Annotated in this window: 2 protein-coding genes and 1 pseudogene; all 3 read left to right on the top strand. The window is 35.9% G+C overall.

The window, feature by feature from the left end; translation table 11 throughout:
• The first annotated feature begins 153 nt into the window (after positions 1–153).
• Positions 154–840 carry a TIGR02117 family protein gene (locus ACTHJT_RS02940; RefSeq protein ID WP_440236250.1) on the top strand — a complete coding sequence of 229 codons (687 nt, stop codon included), beginning with the start codon at positions 154–156 and terminating at the stop codon, positions 838–840.
• A gap of 25 nt (positions 841–865) precedes the next feature.
• Complete coding sequence (locus tag ACTHJT_RS02935; RefSeq protein WP_440236249.1) at positions 866–2,524, top strand: hypothetical protein; 1,659 nt, start codon at positions 866–868, stop codon at positions 2,522–2,524.
• 25 nt (positions 2,525–2,549) lie between these two features.
• Positions 2,550–3,036 (top strand): annotated as a pseudogene (locus tag ACTHJT_RS02930) (tetratricopeptide repeat protein); the annotation flags it as partial.

The following is a 3,036-nucleotide window of genomic DNA, read 5'->3' as shown; positions in this document are numbered from 1 at the left end:
AGCATTGAAAAAACTTTATTGGTTGTATGCAGCAGGAGAATTAAAAAAACACAGTTTGAAATACTGTATTGAGATCAGTAATAGTGACTTTTTATTGATAGAGCCTGCACAGATGAATATATTTAAAAATGCCAATACACCTGAAGATTTAGTATGAAAAAAGTAACCGGAAAATTAAAGATGCTGCTGAAGATTCTATCTATACTGGTTGTTGTTATAATTGTTTATGTTGTTGTTGCTTTGGCATTAGCTTATGTACCTGTAAATACAGATACTATCGCATGTGAAGAGAATTGTGTGGAAGTTTATTTGTATTCCAATGGAGTCCATACCGATATTGTATTGCCGGTAGTAAATAATCAGCAAGACTGGCGTAGGGTAATTGATCCGTCAAAAACGAAAGCTGGCAGTACAGATTTCAGCTATGTGTCTATGGGCTGGGGAGATAAAGGGTTTTATCTGAATACGCCTACCTGGGGCGACCTCACCGCTGCAACAGCGTTCAAAGCACTTTTTTATTTAGGTGAATCAGCCATGCACGTTACTTTTTACAAATCCATGAAAGAAAGTGAACGTTGTAAGAAAGTTTTTATTTCCGCAGAACAGTATAAAAGAATTATTGAATATGTTCATGCAAGCTTTAAAACCGATATTTCAGGAAAGTATCAGCATATCCCCAATGTGTCTTATGGGAATAACGATCTGTTCTTCGAAGCAAAAGGTAGTTATAGCATGTTTTACACTTGCAACAGCTGGACGAACAACTGCCTGAAAGCAGGGGAGATGAAGGCATGCTTATGGACACTTTTAGATAAAGGTATCTTCTTTCATTATAAATAATTTTCTTTTAATTATCTGATTTCCGATGATGCAGGTATCGATGACATATGCTTTACGGATACTATTTGTTATCGCTATAGTATTTCTGTTGGCTGCTTTGGGTATAACTATATTGTATGGTTATCAACCAACGATGTTGTATCTGATCGATAGAATAGGAGAAAGTGCACGACAAGAACAGATACTGACGCTTGTATCCGAACGTAAATTTTTAATTCTGCAGATGGTATTACTGATAGTAGCGGTAATGCTGGCAGTGGCATTTATAAATCTGGACAGAATAACGGCAATAAGTTCTGCTGCTTATATTTATATCAGAGAACATCTACAGGTATTACTGGCTCAGTTGCTGAATACAGAAGTTAAATGGATATTGATACTACCGTTGATCAGTGCGGTGTTTTTTGCGCTATGGATGCCTGTTTCATATGATGAGGCCTGGACTTACCTTCAATTTACTTCTAAATCACCACTGTCTTCTCTGTGTTATTATCCGGCTCCCAATAATCATGTACTGCATTCATTGATAACCAACGTTACGCGCTACATTCCTTTTGTATCGATATTGTTCTGTCTGAGAATCTCCAGTATACTCGTTTCTTTTTTTACCTGGCTGCTTTGTTATTCCTTTCTCCGGAAAAGATATTCTGCGAATGTAGCCTTATTGGTTACAGGAATTGCTTCCATGTTGTTCATGTCTGTATATTACAGCTACATGTCGCGCGGATATGGTCTCGTGGCGCTGTTCTTTGTTATTGGTTTGCTGGCGTCGTACAATATTATTTTTAACGGAAATAATAACAGAGATTGGATCTTATTTGGTATTAGTAGTATACTCGGTTTCTTTACCATGCCTTCTTATTTGTATGCTTTTGTAGTACTTAATGCATTGATTTTATTCAATAATAATTTTCAACTTAAAAAACAGATTATATATAATCTTGGTATAGTGGTTTTGGTTGTTATTTTATATACTCCAATTATCATTGTGAATGGCGTGGGTGCTTTAACAAGCAATACATTCGTGCTGCCCATCAGCAGGAAAGAAGTGATTGAAAAACTTCCGTTATTTTTTAGCGGGACACTGACGGAAATAACGGGTGTTCACTTCATGGTTGTGATCTTATTGCTGGCGATTTCATTTTACATGCTTGTTAAGTCAAAAATGAAATTTGAATTGGGCATGTTTATTATTTTTATTGTTTCGCCATTTGTATTGCTCATTATTCATTCTGTAATTCCTTTTCCCAGAACATTTAATTATTACGCCATAGTACTGATGTTTTTGATCTGTATTCCTTTTAAAGATGCAATAGCAAAAATATCTGCCGGGTATTTGTTGGCAGTAGTAGTGTTTGTTCAGGCATTGTTATTCCTGAATTTTTATTTCAATATTAAAAAATACGAAACCTTTAATATTACTTACCATGAGATCAATAAAAGGATTGTAGGAAATAACAGTTATTTTTTTTCAACGGTTTTATTTGAAACGAATTTTTTATTTGAGAATGAGATACATGGTTATAAGATGACGAAAGCGGAATTTAATTTCCCTCAGGTGAATGTAGACGTCGATACGTTAACTGGTTTCGACTATTACATTGTTGATAAACAATACGATTTTACAAAAAACAAGAAACCGGCTTATTCGGACGAAACAACGAATGTCTACACCAATAAATAGGCTACCGTTTTAAATTGCTAAAAGCATGTGTAACTCTTTTCGATATTGGTTTGCTGGTATACTCTACATGCTTTTCGGTTCTTTTGCCGGAAATGTAGAACATGCCAATGATAATATTGCCAATGGAGATAGATACTTTGGATTGATGCGTTACCGGGATGCTATTGCCTGGTATAAGCTTGATTCCTCCAAGGCAGAGGCGCAATGGAAAATTGCCAAGGCAAATATTTGTTACGGAGATATCGCACTCAAGAACGAAAAAGAAATTTATTTCAGAGCCGCGGAAAAAGCAGCTAATCAATGTATCTCCATTGAACCACAGAATAGTAATGGTTATACCTGGCGAGCAGCGGCATTGGGGAACGTGGCTATGTATGAAGGAAGTACGGCGCGTGTTAAATTATGTACAAGCATTAAAGCAGATGTTGAAAAAGCGATACAGTTAAATCCAAAGGATGATATTGCTTATTCTATTCAGGGATCTTTATACAGAGAGATCGGCAATATCAGCT

This window comes from Cytophaga sp., from assembly GCF_051961495.1.
Lineage (GTDB): Bacteria > Bacteroidota > Bacteroidia > Cytophagales > Cytophagaceae > Cytophaga.
The sequence above is the reverse complement of the archived record's forward strand: the minus strand, read 5'-3'. Positions and strand labels throughout refer to the sequence as shown.